A 19367-nucleotide genomic window follows, 5' to 3' on the forward strand; every position below is an offset into this window, starting at 1 on the left:
CTATGATTCGATTAAGCAGCAAGAGCGTAATTAGTTTCGCCAGATAAAATTTTGATAACTGAGATTTAAGTGGAAATTACCGACCCACTGCATGCTTACTTACCATTTCTGCCCGCTGTCAAATCCAGTCAAGCCCAAATTCTTATTCGTACAAAACAGCATTTGTTTATAACGCTTTTCAAGGGTACAAAGATAGGAAATGTTTTCGAAATTACGAGAAGACGTTAGCAAATATTATATCAAAGCAGTATCTTTACAGGGCAAATTTATTCTTAACACAAAAAGATATCATGAAAAAACTTTTAATTACCAGCTTATTTCTAGGAAGTTGTGTACTCCTCCTGGCACAAAAAACGACTAAAATACCTAATGTTTATAAACCCGTCCGTTCGGAAATGTATAAGAAAGGATGGATAGACTTCAATAAAAATGGTGTTAAAGATACCTACGAAGATCCGACAGCACCTATCGATGCACGTATAGAAGACCTGCTCAGTCAGATGACACTGGAAGAAAAAACTTGCCAAATGGTGACTCTTTACGGTTACAAACGGGTTTTGAAAGATGATTTGCCTACTTCTGAATGGAAAAACCAACTATGGAAGGACGGTATCGGAGCCATTGACGAACACTTGAACGGTTTCCAACAATGGGGGCTTCCACCGTCGGACAATGAATATGTATGGCCGGCATCCAAACATGCCTGGGCGCTGAATGAAGTGCAACGTTTCTTTATTGAAGAGACACGACTCGGGATTCCTACCGATTTTACAAACGAAGGGATTCGCGGAGTGGAAAGTTACAAGGCTACCAACTTCCCTACTCAACTGGGACTGGGACATACGTGGAACCGTCAACTAATTCACCAGGTAGGACTGATAACCGGACGGGAAGCGCGTATGTTGGGATACACCAATGTATATGCCCCGATACTCGACGTCGGACGTGACCAACGCTGGGGACGCTATGAAGAAGTGTATGGAGAATCACCATATCTGGTAGCAGAATTAGGTATTGAAATGGTGCGGGGTATGCAACACAATCATCAGGTTGCAGCTACCGGAAAACACTTTATCGCTTATAGCAACAACAAAGGTGCACGCGAAGGAATGGCTCGTGTCGACCCGCAGATGTCACCGCGTGAAGTGGAGATGCTTCATGCCTATCCTTTTAAAAGAGTTATCCGCGAAGCGGGATTACTCGGCGTAATGAGTTCTTATAATGACTATGACGGTTTTCCTATTCAAAGCAGCTATTACTGGCTGACTACCCGCCTGCGCGGAGAAATGGGATTCCGTGGATATGTCGTTTCGGACAGTGATGCCGTAGAATATCTTTATACCAAACACGGGACCGCCAAAGATATGAAAGAAGCCGTTCGCCAAAGCGTGGAAGCCGGATTGAACGTGCGTTGTACATTCCGTTCACCGGATTCGTACGTATTGCCTTTAAGAGAGTTGGTAAAAGAAGGAGGACTAAGCGAAGAAGTAATCAATGACCGTGTACGTGATATTCTGAGAGTGAAGTTCCTTGTCGGCTTATTCGATACTCCTTACCAGACAGATTTGAAAGGAGCGGATGAGGAAGTGGAAAAGAAAGAGAACGAGGAAGTCGCTTTGCAAGCCTCTCGTGAATCCATCGTACTCTTGAAAAATGAAAAGAATGTGTTGCCTCTAGATCCTTCAAAGATCCGAAAAATAGCAGTCTGCGGTCCGAATGCAGATGAGCATTCGTATGCGCTAACTCATTACGGACCTTTGGCAGTAGAGGTTACTTCTGTTCTAAAAGGCATTCAGGAAAAAATGAAAGATAAAGCAGATGTACTTTATACTAAAGGCTGCGACTTGGTAGATGCCAACTGGCCGGAATCAGAATTGATTGACTATCCTCTGACAGATGAAGAACAAAAAGAAATAGACAAAGCTGTCAGTCAGGCCAAACAGGCAGATGTAGCTATTGTCGTGCTAGGTGGCGGACAGCGCACGTGCGGAGAAAACAAATCCCGCAGCAGTCTCGACTTACCCGGTCGTCAACTCGATTTACTAAAAGCAGTAGTGGCTACGGGAAAGCCTGTCGTGTTGGTTCTTATCAACGGACGTCCACTATCTATCAACTGGGCAGACAAGTTTGTCCCTGCTATTCTCGAGGCATGGTATCCGGGATCTAAAGGTGGAATAGCTGTAGCAGATATACTCTTTGGAGATTATAATCCCGGAGGTAAACTGACTGTAACTTTCCCCAAAACCGTAGGCCAAATACCTTTCAACTTCCCTTGCAAACCTTCTTCTCAGATTGACGGCGGCAAGAACCCGGGACCGGACGGCAATATGTCTCGTGCCAACGGCGCATTATATCCTTTCGGATACGGGTTAAGTTATACCACTTTCGAATACTCCGACTTGAAAATCTCTCCGGCTATTATCACTCCCAACCAAAAGGCTTATGTCACCTGTAAAGTGACCAATACCGGAAAACGATCAGGAGACGAAGTGATACAACTGTATGTACGTGATGTACTGAGCAGCGTCACTACTTATGAGAAGAACCTTGTCGGATTCGAACGGGTACACCTGAAACCGGGTGAAACGAAAGAAATCACTTTCCCTATCGACCGCAAAGCACTGGAACTGCTGAATGCAGATATGCATTGGGTAGTAGAGCCGGGTGACTTCACATTGATGCTGGGAGCTTCTTCTACGGATATTCGTCTGAACGGAACACTGACTGTTGTAGAGCCGGGGCAAGCTCCTGCCACAAATACAAACAAGGACAGTACTCCTGTCAGTGCCAGTACCAATGCAGACACAGTAGATAATGTAATTGATAATAATTTAACTACGTTCTGGGAAGGCAATAAAGGGGACTACATTACCTTTACCTTACAGAATGGAGCTAAAATAGACGGAGTATCCATTGCCTTCTCCCGTGAGAACGGACTGGAAACTGACTTCGAGATACAACTATCGAGTGGCGGCGGACAATTCCTCACTGTATATTCCGGTACTGTGAAAGAGTACAATAAACTGTTGGACTTCCGTTTCAAAGGAACTACTGCCAGCGATTTACGCATTGTACTAGGTAGTGACCGAGTAGGAGTAGCAGAGATAAAACTTCCCCAACTGCAAAAATAGGAAAAGGCGTGTTTAAAAAGTCGGTAGTATCTTCAATTCCCCTTCTTTCCGAAAGAAGAAACTTTTCGATACTACCGACTTTTCTATCAGTCTTTTCCTCTAAATTATTTTATATGTTCATTTCCATCAATCTCCCCAGCCCGGATTATTTGGCTTCAACTTAGGATTCAGAGCCATTTCGTTTAATGGCAAAGAAAATAAGTAATGTTTGGGAGATTCAAATATAGCCGGGGTAGTCACACGTTTTCCATATACATCCAAACTTCCATCTGCATAAGTTCCCACTTCTGTTTTCAATACAGCGATTTCCTCAGGTGTGTAAACATCTGTATATAGCATCATTCCCGCTTTGGGGGCTACCAGTCTTTCACCACATCCCCAACGCATCAAATCAGCGTAACGTAATCCTTCTCCGAACAATTCCACGCGGCGCTCACGACGGATCTCACGAATCAAATCCGCATTAGTTCCTTTAATAATCGGATGCTTGGCTACCAGTTTAGGGTCGGTTGCCGGCGAACTGGTTAGCTTTACATTAAATCCGACACGTTTTCTTAAAGCATTTACAGTCAAATCCAATTCAGGATCTTTTCCTAATTCTGCTCCGGCTTCAGCGCGAATCAGTAACACCTCAGCATAACGGAATATGATAGCATCCAGAGTACCTACGCCATGAGTATCGGAAAACTCTTTTTCGTTATAAAACTTAGCAATTGCGTATCCCGTACTGGAATGTGTCCCTCCTTCAAGGAAAGAAGATATTGAACTTCTTTTCCCTTCCAAATAATAAGTATAAGGTCCTGCATACGGGGTCGCGATTGTCTGCAACAGACGTGGGTCACGATTCTCCAATTCATCTTTAACCGACGTTACCCCCGTCTGGTCATACGGTTGCCCTGTTATTGTCAAATAATCATCTGCACAATCTTTGCTCATACCCATCATTTGAGCCATTTCACCCAAACGTAGTTGCCGGGTTACATTATTACCTTTATCAACTTTGGGGTCATATTCTTTTGATAGAATAACCTCTGTGTTAGTATTATAATTATCCTGAATAAATAATTCGTGATATGCCGTAGCGGGAGAAGTTCCTTCATACAATTTATATCCATATTCCGATTTCATTAATTCACCAGCAGCATCATAAGCAGCTTGTAGGAATTTGGTGTCATTTTCTATATTATGGTAACGACGATAAGTACCCTCAAACAAACAGATTCGTGCTTTTAAAGCTAAAGCCGCATCTTTACTCACCCTATATACCTTTGTCTTTTTAGGCAACCATGCAATAGCCTGGTTAATGTCTCTCAATACATTATCCATGACAAGAATCCGGGAATCACGCCCTTTATATAATTCTTCCGTATCAGAAGGTGTCAGTGCTGTGTCATACCAAGGAAGATCACCGTATTTTCTTACTTTATTAAAATAATCCATGCACTTGAAGAACAAGATTTCTCCAGCGTATTGTTGCTTCACAATTTCTGTTTCCGGTGATTTCTCATAATTCATTAGAAACTCGTTGCATGCACGAATATTCTCCCACTTCCAATCAGACCCTTCATCAGAAGCATTTTTTACAGCTATCTGATGTCCGAAGCTTACATCATTCTTTTCCCAAGGAAGAATATTGTCCGAGTTCCAGTCGTCTTCCAACATCGAATTGTACCCTTTAGGGGCACCATGACCGTTAATCAACTTTGGATAAAAGTCATTGCAATATTGTTCTAAAGCATTGGCATTGGCAGATTCAAAGAATTTTCCGGTTTCAATGATATCTTCCGGGGTCCTGTCTAGAAAATCGCATCCCTGCATAAAGAATGCCGCTACCCCTAGTCCTAGTATAATTATTTTTTTCATAATAAACAGATTTTAAAAAGTTAAGTTAATACCAAATGAGAAGGTCCGACTAAACGGATAAGCCTTACCATCGGAAGTAAGATTACCCACCAATTTATTGTCTTTGGAGTTGGACTGACGTGTACTGACAATATCCGGATCCAGATACTTAAATAGCTTAGTCCCTACCCATAAATTCTGACCACTTGCAAATACTTTCAATTGCTCGATTCCAACTGTAGATATCCACGCTTTAGGTATTGTGTAACTGATTGTTAAATCCTTCAAACGAATATATGCACCATTCTGCAAGTATTTTGTTTGGGTTTGCTTACTCCTGCCACTATAACTTGGAAGCGGGTAATAGGCATTGGTATTATTCTCACTCCAAGAATTATCAACATGGTAATCATTAACAGCAGATTGCCATACGTTGCTATTACTCGGAAATCCCCAAAACACCGGGCTGTCAATCCATAAATCTCTTTTAGCTATCCCTTCAAAAAAGACACGCACATCGAATCCCTTCCAGGAAGCACTGGCATTGATATTGAAAGAATAACGGGGAGTGGTGTTACCTATCACTTTCTGGTCACCTGTATTATAGATAGTCTTGGCAGATGTAATACCTTCCACTCCATCCAAATCTTTATAACGTATGTCACCTACTTTCCAAGTCTTTGATATATCTCCCTGAATAGTAGCCATTCTCTGAGCTTCTGCTTCGTCCTGAATGAATCCATCAGTTACATACCCCCATATTTCTCCGATTCGCTTACCTTCATAGTAATTATTCAAAGCTCCTTCCGGATTATCGAATTTTGTAATAGTTGAATAACTGTCTGCAAGTCCTACACCGATAGAATACATTAACGGACTGCCTCCGACATTATTAATCTTATCATTCCAAGAAACAGATAATTCCCAACCATTCGTCCGCATATTCGCCAAATTTTCTTTACCACCGGAACTTCCCAATACGGCCGGATAGGTTTTAGAAATCACCATATCGTTTGTATTACGGATATAGTAATCGAATGAAGCATTTAAACGGTTATTCAACATAGCGATATCCAGACCGAAATTGGTAGTTGTTACCTTTTCCCAAGTAATATTGGTACTTGCCAATGTCGGTGCTTTCAATCCGGATATAACTTTTCCACCCATTACATAAGATAAAGTTTCATTATCCAGATAACCTAAATAGTCAAAATTTCCGTTTGTTACCTGATTGCCTAGTGTTCCGATAGAAGCGCGAAGCTTTACATTATCAAAAAGGTTGCGTGCAGGTTCAAAAAACTTTTCTTCCGACAGTCTCCAACCAACAGACACAGAAGGGAAAAATCCCCATTGTGAACCGCTTTTATATTTGGAAGAACCATCATAACGTCCATTCACTTCCAACAGATATCGGCCTAAATAGTCATAATTCAAGCGGAAGAACATGCCTTGTACAGCCCAGACCGTTGCATCTTCTCCTATAGACTGCAAAGTAGTAGCAAGGTCACTGACCGGAGTATTGTTGTCGTACAGTCCTGAAACTTTTGTCTTCAAAGCTGTTATTTTTTTACTTTCCTGATTATATCCGGCCATGACACCGAAAGAGTGCTGCTTGATAGTTTTCTTATATTCAGCCCAGAGGTTTAAAGCTTGATAAGTGTCATTGTACTTATCATTATTTACCCCATTTGAACTTCCTTGCGGAATACTTGTACCATCCGGTTGTGATTGATACAAAATATTTTGATGCTTTTTCTGTTGCTTAAAAAACTTATTTCCTGTATAATCCCCTTTAATGGACAAACCTTTTATCGGAGTAATATTGAATGCTCCCGTATACCAAAAGTCATCGGAAGAAGTAATATCACGTCCTGCTTGAGCCATGATTCCTGCAATATTATAGTTGAAGTTAGAACCGGCCACAGCTGCAAAATTTCCATCCGGCAGATAAACCGGAATAAAAGGAAAAGCACGATAAACTTCATGATAAGGACTACTTCCCATATAATCGTATGTATTCGGAATGTCCGACTCGTTACGGTTATACTTAGTCCGGAAGGTGATTTCCAACCAGTTTGTCAATTGAGAAGTAAAATTGAAAGACATATTGATACGTTTATAAGTATCATCTCCAAATGCAAATAAGCCATCTTGTCCTTTGTATCCGATAGAAGCATAATATGAATTTTTCTCAGTTCCTCCGCTGATACTGGCATTATGTTGCTGCATGAAAGCAGATTTCTTATAGAACTCCTCGAACCAGTTTGTATTAGCAGCATACGCCCACTGACCTATACCTGTATACTTGCCTGTTTGGTCTATAAATACAGAAGGGTTATTGACCGGGTCACTATTATACCTGTCAATGGCTTCTACTAATTCAGTGGAAAAGTCTCCGTTACCACCGGAATTAACACTAGCCTGATTAATTGCATGAATCCATTTACTGGAATTTATGCCTTCGGGCAATCTGGAAGGAGACGACCAGGAGAAATTGTTGTTGTAATTCACACGCACTTTCTCACCTTTAGTACCCTTCTTTGTAGTGATCAGGACCACTCCAAATGCAGCTCTAGCTCCATAAACAGCAGCTGAAGAAGCATCTTTTAACACCGAAATGCTTGCAATATCCTGTGGATTGAGCAAAGAAATATCATTAGTTTCCACTCCATCCACCAATATAAGAGCCGAGCCACCGTTCAATGATGTTGTTCCACGGACATTGATTTGCGCAGTTGCGTTAGGACTACCTCCATCAAATGTTATATTCAAGTTGGGAATAGCTCCTTGTAATCCTTGGGTTACGTTAGCTATCGGCCGATCCTCCAACACATCGCCATCAGCCATAGTAACGGCTCCCGTCAAATTTACCTTCTTTTGGGTTCCATATCCCACTACTACTACTTCATCCAGCACTTCAGAGTCCTCTTTCAAAACTATTTTAAAAGAAGTCTTACCATTAACGCTCAATGTCTGACTTTTCATTCCAATATAAGAAATTGTAATTTGAGCATTGGATGCTACATTGTTGAGAGTAAAAATACCGTCAAAGTTGGTAATACTACCATTGGTAGTTCCTATTACCAATACACTGGCACCAATAATAGGTTCGCCTTTTTCGTCCGTAACGGTACCGCTAACTGTCAGTGATTGCCCCAAAGTATTCACGGACAAACAAGAAAGAAATAACACAAACATGCTTCGAAGAAACATGAATGGCAGTGTTTTACATTGTTTCATAGAATAAATTGTTAGTTAGTAATTAGATTTATATCAAGGTCACATTAATAATAAGGAAGTAAACAAAATCCCTATGCGTGAAATCGGACAAGGAACTGTTTACAATAATTAATGGTTAACTTGTTCTTTTATTTATTAAAGTAAGAGGATGTGCCTCACGGCACTATTTATTTTTGCTTATGTGTATTATTTCATTGTGGTATTGCAAATATACCATAAAATTCCTAATAATCAAAAAAAATAGTCTTTTTTTGAAAAGATTAGTTAGCGTTTTTTCGAATATCGAAAAAATACATAATTCCACTCCTCTATCCCAAATATTCTCTTAAAATAAAAACAATCCTAAAGAAGAATTCCAGCAAATTATTGACTTTATTCCAAGTCAATCACTTACCTTTGTCATACTGATACAATTTATGCAATATTCCGTACAACATAAAATATCAATATCATGAAACAATTATTGATTACAACTCATTTGTATACATTCGCTGTTATCTGTGTAATTGCAACTACCATTAGTAGTTGTACCTTTAAAAAAAAGACTGATATGGAAACACCAACCGGAACAAAGGAAAATGAACTAACCATGCTAGTAGGAACTTACACGTCAGGAGACAGTAAGGGAATTTACAGTTTCCGTTTCAACGAAGAAACCGGAACGGCAACCGCACTTAGTGAAACGGAAGTAGAAAATCCCTCTTATCTCGCAGTTTCTGCTGACGGAAAATTTATTTATACAGTCAGTGAATTCAATAATGAACAGGCGGCCGCCAATGCATTTGCCTTCAATCAGGAAAAAGGAACTCTTAAATTATTGAATTCACAGAAAACCGGTGGTGAAGATCCTTGCTATATCATTACAAATGGAAATAATGTGATAACCGCCAATTACAGCGGCGGCAGTATCTCTGTTTTTCCTATCGCAAAAGACGGTTCACTCCTGCCTGCTTCCGATATTATAAAGTTCGAAGGTTCGGGAACCGATAAGGAACGACAGGAGAAATCCCATTTACATTGTGTCCGTATCACTCCGGACGGTAAATATATGTTTGCCGATAATTTGGGAACAGACCAAATACATAAGTTTATCATTAACCCGGACGCGAATGCAGAGAATAAGGAAAGTTTTCTTAAAGAAGGTTCTCCTTCCGCCTTTAAAGTGAAAGCCGGTTCAGGTCCCCGGCATCTGACATTCTCACCTAACGGTAATTATGCCTATCTGATTAATGAACTGTCGGGTACAGTAATAGCCTTCGAGTATAAAGACGGAGATTTAAAAGAAATCCAAACCATAGTTGCCGATACAGTCTGTGCAAAAGGCAGTGGTGATATTCATATCAGTCCGGACGGCAAATTCCTGTATGCCAGTAATCGCCTGAAAGCAGACGGCATCGCCATTTTCAGTATCCAACCGGATAACGGAATACTGACAAAAGTAGGTTATCAACTTACAGGGATTCATCCTCGTAATTTCATTATTACGCCTAATGGCAAATACATGCTGGTTGCTTGCAGAGACAGCAATGTCATTCAGATATACGAAAGAGATGCAGACACAGGCCTGTTAACAGACATACACGGAGACATAAAAGTAGATAAACCTGTTTGCGTGAAATTTATACCCAATCCCAAACAGAGCTAATATTCACAAGACCTAAAATTATATATAGCCTGATACTTATATTCTCTTTCAAGTGTGAAACAATTTAAATGTGAAAGAGCTAAGCTGATTAACAAATCAGCCTAGCTCTTCATTCAGGAATAAAAAAGCATCCACTATCTCATTTGATCAAACTACGAAAGGCCTGAATCCCCTGATGATTAATATCCAATTTTTCTACCTCTTTCAATAACCTGGCAGATTTCTCTTTCTGATTCAATCCCCAATATCCCAATGCCATCATATATTTGCAATGAATTATATTCCTTACAGTCAAGTTATCCTCCCAAATCAAAAGATCAGGCAATGACACAGCGAAATAATCCATTTTAATCTTGTCAAACAAATGCTTCTCTCCGTAAGAAATCAACTTATGAAAACGTCCATTCGCCTCATCTATGCGTCCTAGTTTTAGTAATGCCAACCCCTGATAAAATATTTTATCGGGTTTCGCATCATTATAATACATGGCGGCGGCAGGTTCTGTCGGCCCAACAGTGGCCTGTTCCCAATATCTGACAGCTTCATCTTTACGGTTCAGATTTTCATAAGCGCAACCCAAGAAATAATAGAAATCATTCTCTTGTGCACCGTACAATTTGCCTTCACCTAAATGATGCGGATATTCCAAGCATTCTTCCAATAATGCAATTGCTTCTTGATTATTGCCAGCAGTCAATGCTTGCTTAGCCAGTTCCACACGGGCTAGTTGATATTGGGCAGGTACTTTTCCCTCACCACCTTCCCAAGGGTGGAAGCTATGTGCATCAAGCAATGCTTTGGCTTTTTCATATTCACCAGTCTGGTTCAACAGAGTTATTTCTTCCAATACAAGATCGTCACGTTGCTCAATCAAATCAGGATATTGCCGTAAGAAAGCCAGACGTTCCTTATGCGGACGACGAACACGTTTATAAAGCTGGTCCAATTCCATTAGAATACGTGCATCTGTTGTATCAAGCCGAAAAGCACGTTCCATGTATTCGATAGCCTTTGTTTCTTCATTCTTTTTATTGAAATAAGCCAGAGCCAGATTACGCCATACAGTCGGGAAGTTATCATCTAGCCGGGCAGAAGTTTCCCATGCTTCCATAGCCAAGTCGTACTGACGTTTGTCATAGTATAGATTACCCAGATAATAAGGAGCTTTAGCATCATGCGGATTTTGCTCCATGGCACATTGTAATGCAAGGATTGCTTCCAGACGGTTAGGGAAACAATAATCAGGACACATCTCAGCCGCTTGGGCAAACACCTGTCCTGTTCCCGGTAATTCCCCTTGAACCAGACACCAGCCTAAATAATAATAAGTCATAGGAGTAACAGCACTTTCAGTTATAGCTATATTCCATAAAGAAGCAGCCTCTTGCCAACAACCTGCCGCACAATAATCAAGCGCTATTTCATCATAGTTATGAGGTTCGCCACGCATCATTTCCTTCAAAGTAGCCAACTCGTCAGAAACATTGGTTATCAAATATTTTTCATAACGACAGCCAAAGTTGAATTTATCAATGGCCAATGAATCCTCAATCAGTTGCAGAGCTTCTTCTGATTGTCCCATTCGGCGGAGGATAGCAACTTTTAAAGCACGGGCTTTATGATTGTGCCAGTTGCGGATTAGCGAGTGATTAATTTCATCCAATGCATCTGCCAAGCGGTTTTGCATAGTAGAAATCTGTGCACAAGCAAAATATCCGGCATCCTGCCAAGCAGCATTCCAGCAAGCTTTATAGAAACGGTCGTAAGCCTCATTGTAACGTCCCTGATATTTCAAGGCAAGGCCAAGATTATAAATCGGTTCTCCGTCATAAGGATTCGGATTACGTTTTTGTAGGGTCTTCACGGCAGTAAGCAGATATTGTTCTGCTTTATGGAAACGCCCTTTACGTATATACCACAGACCAAGCGCGTTATTATTACGTACATCAATCGGATCACGCCGCAATGCTTCTTCGTAGTATTCTACGGGATTATAAGTAGCATGCCTGTATTGCTCCAAATGCATACCTGTTAAATAAAGCTGTTCAGTTGTCTTTATTTCTTGTGGAAATAGCGCAGCTTCGGCAGCATCAGGAATAGGTTTCACTTCTTCCGGTTCCGCATGCCAATAAAGCAATTCCCTTCCGTTTGCCGTGATTTCAAGAATCAGTTTATTAAGTTTCTCACCATTCACATTTACCACTTCATTCAGCAATTCTTCCGGGGTGATAGTCACTTCCTTGCTATAATACACTTTACCGTCTTCTCCTTTCAAAATAACGTTTACCGTCTGACGAGAAGTAGCAAATATCTTACAACGTACACAGTCTTCTCCTTCCGGTTCAATGTTCATCAGCAAATCCCTGCTGGCATTCTTCACCACTCCCAATTCCCGGTAAGGCAGGAAATATTGAACGAAACTCTTTTCTTCATAAGGTTGCAGCCAAGTAAAGTCCGGTTGATTTTCAGTATATACACCTGCCATTAATTCAATATACGGTCCATCCTCATCGGTCAGATTACGGTCCCATGCACGACCGAAATCACCGTTCCCCCAAGTCCATTGTTTCTTACCCGGAGAAATATGGTGATTGGCTACATGCAGCATACCGGCACGGGTATCATTCTCATATCCACCCTCGAAGTCAAAGCGGGAATTTACAGCCATATAGGAAGTAGGAACCTTGATATTCTTATAGTTCGAGATGTCCACTCCGGCGGAATAGTCCATCTTATAATAAGTACCCGTTGCAATAGGAAAACTGGATACGGCACGTTTTCCATGGTCGAACACGGCATTGATATCCGGCGGGAATACGCTCTGATAGTAATCATTCACCGCTACGGCAGGATTCGCCCACCACAGAAAGGTCTGCGGTACTTCGGTACGGTTGTAAAGTACTCCTTTGATTTCAAGAAAAGCATGTCCGGGACGAAGTGTAAAACCTGCCATTCCCTTCTGATGAAACATACGTTCCATTTCATTCACCCATACCGTGACGCTTCCGTCGGCATTTTCCTCAATAGTCGTATCCACGGGCATATAAGTACTGGGGCGATGATGTTGAGGCCAGTTAAATTCGATACCACCAGAAATCCACGGTCCTGCAAGTCCCACCAGAGCCGGCTTTATCACATGATTATAATAAATAAAATGACGCTCTCTGATTTTATCATAGGCCATCTGCACACGTCCACCCAGTTCAGGCAGAATCATCACTTTGATATATTCGTTTTCGATAAAAATAGCATTGTATTCCTTATCCACCTTTTCATCGGACATTGATTCAATCACAGGATAAGGATAAACTACCCCACTACTGCCTTGATACACCCGTTTCTCCAGGAAAATCGGATTCTTCTCCGGTTTACCTACTTCATAGGTAGGGATAACCACCTTTTCTTTCCATGCTTTTACCATCGTATTATTGATTATAAATTTATTTTTTATTCGTTGACAAAAAAACAAAAGACAAAGAAGATCGGAGACAGGGAGGTTTTATATCCTCCCAGCCTGATTAATGATGTTATGCCTATTTACTTGCTAATTTGACAATCCGTTATCGTTTATTTAATTAAGTCCTTTTCTAATGCTTCCAGCGATTTGCCTTTCGTTTCGGGCAATGCACGGAAGAAGAACAGGTAGCCGACAGCACAAATGGCTGCATAAATCCAGAATGTACCGCTGCTTCCCAAGAAATTATTCAGTAGCGGGAAAGTGTATGTCAGTGTGAAACTACCGACCCATAAAGCAAATGTACAGGTAGCCATCGCAACGGCACGTACTCGGTTCGGGAAGATCTCGGCGAGCAGTACCCAGGTGATTGGCCCCAACGACATCGCATAGCAAGCAATAGCCAAAACGACCAGCACCACCATAAAGAATCCACTGACTTCGAAGAAATAACAAGTACCCAGAATAAGATAAATGCCTGCCAGTCCCCCGGCTCCCAACAGCATAAGAATACGGCGTCCTAAACGTTCGACTGTATAGATTGCCACAAAAGTAAAAATCACATTTGCCACACCTGTCACCACAATATTAAAGAGAACATCTCCCAATGAATATCCTGCGGACTGAAATATCTCCTGCGCATAATTGAAGATAACATTCGTACCGCACCATTGTTGGAACACAGCTACGATAATACCTAAAACAAGCACTTTACGGAACGGACGGCTAAACAACAACCGCAATCCTCCTTCCGACTTCGAAGAACCGGTTTCTTCCACCAGGCGAAGTTCCTGACCGGCATAGTCGTCACCGCCTATTTTGCTGAGTACATTCCATGCCTTCCCTTCTTTCCCTTTCATCGCCAGCCAACGGGGACTTTCGGGAATGAAACATGCCAGCAACAAGAATATCGCAGCAGGGAAGGCAGCCGCCCAAAACATCCATCGCCATCCCATTTGGCCATTCCACGAAGCGCAGATATCCGCGAGAGAGAAGTCTGCAGGAATAGGCTCCGCAATCAGCCAGTTTGTGATTTGAGCGCCAAGAATACCGAGCACAATTGTCAATTGGTTTAGCGAGACGAGTTTTCCCCTGATTGAGGCAGGAGCTACTTCGGCAATATACATAGGAGAAAGTCCCGAAGCGATTCCGATGCCGATACCTCCCAGAAAGCGGGCGGCCAGGAACCAGCTAAATACTGAAAATGCCCCGGTAGCATAGGCAGAAGACAAGAATATGAAAGCAGAAATTATCAGGAGAGGTTTACGCCCATAACGGTCTGCCATCATCCCTGCCACCATAGCGCCAATCAGACAGCCGAGTAAAGCCACGCTCATGGCAAGTCCCTGCATGGCAGGCACATCGGCTATATCGAAATAGAGTTCGTAGAAAGGTTTCGCTCCCCCTATCACTACCCAATCATAGCCGAATAGAAGTCCGCCCATTGCGGATACTAAACAGATAAAATAGACAAACTTTTTATTATAACTTCTCATACCATTAGAAGATTGATTGATTAATTGATTTTGCAAACTTGTTTTTTAGACTTTCGACCGAACACCCGGTACTCCTTTTTTCTAGTCCAAGCCCCTATAAATAGATGTCGCTTTTGTTTCTATCACTTTACCTTCATTCTTTAGTATCAGGCTTCTGATATCCTCTTCGCCAAGCATCGTCCGGGGAGCAAAACTTTCAGAATTCATATACGTAACCAGGCTGTAAAGCATCTGTTGTATTTCAGGCTTGTCGCTTCCCTCGGAAAGAATATCCATAGCACTCATTATCAGTTTTCCCTTTCCACATTTTGTTTCAAAGACAGATACCAACTTTCTGTTATTTGTAAAATTGTCAATAGATTCCACAATCGGTTCAACCGGCGGTAACGAATCGACAACCAGTACTTTCGACCTCTTCACCAGATTCCACCATTGCCAGTTGCTATGCATTTCTGTAGGGAAGTGCCGCAAAGCCGCATGTTGAGTATTGCACAGAAGTCCCATTGTTCCTGCCTGTCTGGGGAAATGGACAGGACTCCAGAAGACCGGAAGAAACTTCCCTTCCAATCCTTTCAGATAACTCATTTTCGGAGAAAACAAAACTTTTCTTCCTTGATTCAACGCAGCCAAAGCTTCTTCTACATCTTGAGTCAGCAGGACATCTCCGACATTCAATGATTCGATACGAGGATATACCCAAACAGGCCACGTATTTTTCCATTCAGTTCCTTCTACAGATACCGTGAGAGACAACTTTGAAGCCTTCCGTACACTTTTAAGTTCTGCACGGATATCTCCACATTGTGTCACTGTTCCTTTGGATATACTTTCCACATTCAGTCTGCCGTTCGAGATTTGCGTTCCCGCCTCATCAGCCAGCTGCCACATTATCTGTTTATTATCAATAGCCGCATTCGAATAGTTGACAACTTCAATTGATGCAGAGAACATCTCATCACCGGAATAAACCGCTTTAGCAAAACGAGCCAACGGAACAACAGGCGCACAAAACTGCCTGAAAGCAGAAGCCTCAATCAATCCTTTCGAATCCCAGAAAGCATCCAAAAGTCCGACCAGTGCAGTTCCCTGTCCCGGGAAATCATGCAAATCCAACAACTGAAAACCGCTGAACTGCTTTGTTTTCATCGCTCTTTCTATCTCCTCCTTATATAACAAGACCGCCAATTTTCCCGATGCTTCCAGAAAATCCTCCGCTTTCGAATATAATCCTTTCTTCTGTAAATCCTGTTTAACAGCCTTAAAATTCAGAGGTTCCAGTACTCCTGTGTATTTCTCTATTTCTTTTAGATTCGGAAATACGGCATACTGCCCAATCTCATGAGAGATAAGAGGGACATTCATGTCCTGCATGGCGGCACTGTAATCTTTATAGAAACAAGGTGGTTCCTGATCGAAAATACCTTGCCCCCTCACCCAGCCTTTATCTGTCCATTGCGTGACAAAAAAGTCATCTTCCGGCTCCGGTTTCGCTCCATGTCCTTTTTCGAAAGTAAAAGTCGAAGTTGTATATAAACGCCTGCTATCTTTCCCTTTCATATATCTGACCATGTCATTCAACAGTTTAAAATCATACTGGAGTTCATTACCAACACTCATCATGCAGAATGACGGGTGATTTCCATACGCTTCGACAATCCGGTCAAATTCGTTATAAAGAAATTGGGTCATTGCCTCATCCTTGCCGATAGTATAAGACCAGTTCGGCAGTTCCACCTGTAAATAGAAACCTAACTTATCCGCAACGCAAAATGCCGCTTCCGGCGGGCACCAGGAATGAAACCTCAAATGGTTCAGCCCCCACTCCTTGGCTGTGGCAAAGACTTTCATCCAACCTTCTTCCGTCATCGGCGGAGTACCTGTCAGAGGAAAAATACAACACTCTAATGTTCCGCGCAGGAAAATTCTATTACCGTTGACCGTCAGAATGCCTTGACCATTATCTATCTCGCGCATCCCGAAAGAAACATCTTTCCGTTCAGTTTTCTTCCTGTCAAACCGGCAAACTACAGACAAATTATATAATTCAGGAGTAAATTCATCCCATTTCTTCATATCTGTACCCAGCGAATAATCATATTCGAGCTTCTGCCTGCCTTCTTGCAAAGTAATCTGAAATTCTTTTTCTACAAACTTCTGTCCACCTTCAGGCTGTCCGACCTGCAAGGCTAGTTTCACTTTCTCCGGTTTATGCCCGCTATTCTCCAAAGTAACCGCCACCCGTATCTTCCCATTTCTGACATCAGGATAAACATTCACATGCTGAATACTGACTTTCTGCCGGGCAGTCAGTTTCATCTTACCCAACACTCCATTCCACATAATCTGAGTGTCATTGGTATAAGCATGTGCCAGGTCGTTTGCAGAAATATCATATCGCTTTCTATTGTCAATACGTAAAGCTATTATATGTTTACCTGCCGACAGACCTTTCGGCATGACAAACCGATGAGGAGCGATCAAGCTTTCCTGTGCACCCGCCACTTCTTCTCCGTCAATCCATAAACGGCTCTGCCACAGGACTCTTTCAAAAGAGAACTCCAACGGCTGTCCTGCCATACTTTTGGGAATATTAATCTCACGCTTGTACCATGCGACCCCTACATAAGCGTTCTTACGGGTCAGACGAAGCAACTGCGGTTTTTCCAGTTTGGGAACGAGCCTGTTGGAAGTCCCTTTCCGGGCCAAATCTGTGGTTCCAGGCAAACTTATATTATCGGAGAAAGATTTCAGATACCATCCCTCTTTCTCCCCTACATCTGTACTATCTAAAGCCAATTCCCAATTTCCACTCAAATCCAACAGATTTTGGGCGGCAGAAATACTGGAAATTCCCAATAATACTATTAATAAGAAAGATTTCATATTATAACTTTTCATACCATTAGAAGATTGATTAATTAATATTGCAAAGATAGAACCGGTTGAGTAGACAAAAAATAGAATTTCATTTTATAAAGATAGACAATCTTATTTTTTTGCCCTATATTTGATAAATAGTATACATTACTATATATTTGCATAAAACAGTTGAATCACATACTATGATATTATGGTAAAGTTAAAAAATGGATTTACCGGAGAAAGGGCTTTAGTGCTTCCCCGAATGATTGTTGACAAACTGGAGGAAGATCCTCTGACCTCCATGCTCCATATCACGGATATAGGATATTATCCGAAGGCCAAACATCACTTCCGGGAACGAAAAGAACCGATCAATCAATATGTATTCATTTATTGTATCGACGGGGCCGGTTGGTATCGGATAGGTGAACAGGAATATACCGTTTCCGCCAATCAATATTTTATCCTTCCTGCGGGAGTTCCTCATGCCTATGCTTCTAATAAATCTTCTCCATGGACTATTTACTGGATACACTTCAAAGGTATCCTTGCTCCTTTTTACGCTCAGGAAGCAAGCCGTCCAATGGATATCCAGCCCGAATCACATTCACGTATCAGTACACGAATCAACTTGTTCGAGGAGATATTCAATACTCTGAAGAATGGTTACAGCAATGAAAACCTGCGTTATGCGTTCTCCATGTTCCATTTTTATTTAGGAACACTACGCTATATACAGCAATTCCGCAACGCTGCCACACATAATGACTCAACAGAAGATGAAAATATAAGCGAACTGGCAATTCATTATATGAAAGAAAATATGGAGAAACACCTCAGCCTGCAAGATATAGCCGACCAGATCGGGTATTCTCCTTCTCACTTCTCCATGCTGTTCAAGAAGAAAACAGGACATGGCCCGGTAACCTACTTCAATTTATTAAAAATACAGCATGCCTGTTTTTTACTCGACACCACGGATATGAAAATTAATCAGATATGCTATAAGATAGGTATAGAAGATACTTATTATTTCTCCCGCTTATTCAGCAAGATCATGGGAATGTCACCACGGGAATATCGTAAATCGAAGAAAGGATAACTGCCTCGAAACTTTTAGTTTCAAGCCTTTGGAACAATAGTTTCAAGGCGGTGAAACTTTAGTTTCAAGGCGCGAAACAAATAGTTTCCCTATATGGAAACTTTAGTTTCAAAGCCTTGAAACTAACTGAAGTAAAGCTTGATTCTGATGAGGACCTACAAAGGAAGTATGAGAAATGCAATACGAACAGTATGAGAAATGACTGTTTTTTACCGGTTTTAGGTTAAAAAAGTATGAGAAATACCTTATTGAAAAAGTATTTCTCATACATTATTATATTGATTAATAACAAATTATCTAAAAACAATGAGAATATGAGAAATGCTTTTCTCATTTCCGGTTCTTCGCCAAATTTGGTGGTAATTTAACCAGTCGGTGGTATCTCCATTCCCCTCCTTCGGGGAAGGAGGGGTGGCTGAAAGCCGGGGTGGTAGGTGGATACACAATGCAGATAATAACTGACTTACGCATTCACCTACCACCTCCCCCTACGGGGACTCCTCCTTCCCGGAGGTTGTGTAAAAAGTAAGCATCAAGTGTTCTTTGACATATTGTATTAAAAAGGAAATGCTCTTTATCTCTTTATTTTGGTATT

The 19367-nt window shown here is 41.5% G+C and carries 9 protein-coding genes; 3 read left to right on the forward strand and 6 right to left on the reverse strand.

Annotated features, from left to right (window positions below):
• The first annotated feature begins 290 nt into the window (after positions 1-290).
• Complete coding sequence (locus BHV72_RS17535; protein ID WP_149921614.1) at positions 291-3131, forward strand: beta-glucosidase; 2841 nt, start codon at positions 291-293, stop codon at positions 3129-3131.
• Between the two features lie 126 nt (positions 3132-3257).
• On the opposite strand, the gene BHV72_RS17540 is transcribed toward BHV72_RS17535, so the two are convergent.
• On the reverse strand, positions 3258-4994 hold the full coding sequence (locus BHV72_RS17540) for a RagB/SusD family nutrient uptake outer membrane protein (protein ID WP_005680232.1): 1737 nt from the start codon (positions 4992-4994) through the stop codon (positions 3258-3260).
• 12 nt (positions 4995-5006) lie between these two features.
• Positions 5007-8186 (reverse strand): SusC/RagA family TonB-linked outer membrane protein, encoded by a 3180-nt coding sequence (locus BHV72_RS17545; RefSeq protein ID WP_005680231.1) that lies wholly within the window; start codon positions 8184-8186, stop codon positions 5007-5009.
• 478 nt (positions 8187-8664) lie between these two features.
• Here BHV72_RS17545 and BHV72_RS17550 point away from each other — a divergent pair, with 478 nt between their 5' ends.
• On the forward strand, positions 8665-9858 hold the full coding sequence (locus tag BHV72_RS17550; RefSeq protein WP_005679387.1) for a lactonase family protein: 1194 nt from the start codon (positions 8665-8667) through the stop codon (positions 9856-9858).
• A gap of 139 nt (positions 9859-9997) precedes the next feature.
• On the opposite strand, the gene BHV72_RS17555 is transcribed toward BHV72_RS17550, so the two are convergent.
• The 3 genes from BHV72_RS17555 to BHV72_RS17565 form a co-directional block, all read right to left on the reverse strand.
• A complete protein-coding gene (locus BHV72_RS17555) occupies positions 9998-13279 on the reverse strand; it encodes a DUF5107 domain-containing protein (protein ID WP_286857194.1) in 3282 nt (1093 codons plus the stop codon).
• 146 nt (positions 13280-13425) lie between these two features.
• Complete coding sequence (locus BHV72_RS17560) at positions 13426-14808, reverse strand: sugar porter family MFS transporter (protein WP_005679385.1); 1383 nt, start codon at positions 14806-14808, stop codon at positions 13426-13428.
• An 81-nt stretch (positions 14809-14889) separates the two neighbouring features.
• A complete protein-coding gene (locus BHV72_RS17565) occupies positions 14890-17706 on the reverse strand; it encodes a DUF8487 domain-containing protein (protein ID WP_286857196.1) in 2817 nt (938 codons plus the stop codon).
• A 172-nt stretch (positions 17707-17878) separates the two neighbouring features.
• Between BHV72_RS17565 and BHV72_RS17570 the strand changes: the two genes are divergently transcribed.
• Positions 17879-18772 carry an AraC family transcriptional regulator gene (locus BHV72_RS17570; RefSeq protein ID WP_005679383.1) on the forward strand — a complete coding sequence of 298 codons (894 nt, stop codon included), beginning with the start codon at positions 17879-17881 and terminating at the stop codon, positions 18770-18772.
• A 330-nt stretch (positions 18773-19102) separates the two neighbouring features.
• On the opposite strand, the gene BHV72_RS17575 is transcribed toward BHV72_RS17570, so the two are convergent.
• A complete protein-coding gene (locus BHV72_RS17575; protein WP_195414218.1) occupies positions 19103-19243 on the reverse strand; it encodes a hypothetical protein in 141 nt (46 codons plus the stop codon).
• Between the last annotated feature and the right edge of the window lie 124 nt (positions 19244-19367).

It is taken from the genome of Bacteroides sp. 43_46, assembly GCF_001915455.1.
GTDB lineage: Bacteria > Bacteroidota > Bacteroidia > Bacteroidales > Bacteroidaceae > Bacteroides > Bacteroides caccae.

Bases quoted from the DNA above. Each gene is read 5' to 3' on its own strand.
- BHV72_RS17535 (WP_149921614.1), top strand. From the start codon at position 291: ATGAAAAAACTTTTAATTACCAGCTTATTTCTAGGAAGTTGTGTACTC.
- BHV72_RS17540 (WP_005680232.1), bottom strand. From the start codon at position 4,994: ATGAAAAAAATAATTATACTAGGACTAGGGGTAGCGGCATTCTTTATG.
- BHV72_RS17545 (WP_005680231.1), bottom strand. From the start codon at position 8,186: ATGTTTCTTCGAAGCATGTTTGTGTTATTTCTTTCTTGTTTGTCCGTG.
- BHV72_RS17550 (WP_005679387.1), top strand. From the start codon at position 8,665: ATGAAACAATTATTGATTACAACTCATTTGTATACATTCGCTGTTATC.
- BHV72_RS17555 (WP_286857194.1), bottom strand. From the start codon at position 13,279: ATGGTAAAAGCATGGAAAGAAAAGGTGGTTATCCCTACCTATGAAGTA.
- BHV72_RS17560 (WP_005679385.1), bottom strand. From the start codon at position 14,808: ATGAGAAGTTATAATAAAAAGTTTGTCTATTTTATCTGTTTAGTATCC.
- BHV72_RS17565 (WP_286857196.1), bottom strand. From the start codon at position 17,706: ATGAAAAGTTATAATATGAAATCTTTCTTATTAATAGTATTATTGGGA.
- BHV72_RS17570 (WP_005679383.1), top strand. From the start codon at position 17,879: ATGGTAAAGTTAAAAAATGGATTTACCGGAGAAAGGGCTTTAGTGCTT.
- BHV72_RS17575 (WP_195414218.1), bottom strand. From the start codon at position 19,243: ATGCGTAAGTCAGTTATTATCTGCATTGTGTATCCACCTACCACCCCG.